Raw genomic sequence first — 300 nt, 5'->3', positions numbered from 1 at the left:
AGCCGCGACCGGAAATCATCGCCCCCCGGTGGCAACCCCGCGAGCGGAGGGCATTCGCGGCTGAAGCCGTTCCTACGGAAGGATTCAACCCCCGCCCGGCAATCCCGCCAGCTCACCCATGAAGCGGCGATAGTGCCGCAGTTCGTCGATCGAATCGTGCACGTCGCTCAGCGCGGTGTGGCTGGAGGTCTTGCTGACCCCGGCCAGCACCTGCGGCGACCAGCGCCGCGCCAGCTCCTTGATCGTGGACACGTCGAGGTTGCGGTAGTGGAAATAGCGCTCCAGCCGCGACATCTGCCG

At 67.0% G+C, this 300-nt stretch carries 1 protein-coding gene; it reads right to left on the bottom strand.

The features are described 5' to 3' along the window. Window positions 1-84 precede the first annotated feature (84 nt). A partial coding sequence (locus SB822_RS56150) for an exonuclease domain-containing protein (RefSeq protein WP_410858984.1) occupies window positions 85-300 on the bottom strand: 216 nt, incomplete at its 5' end.

Origin of the sequence: Paraburkholderia sp. SIMBA_054 (assembly GCF_046534875.1) — a bacterium.
GTDB lineage: Bacteria > Pseudomonadota > Gammaproteobacteria > Burkholderiales > Burkholderiaceae > Paraburkholderia > Paraburkholderia hospita.
Note: the sequence above shows the minus strand (reverse complement) of the source record. Positions and strands in the feature narration are given on the sequence as shown.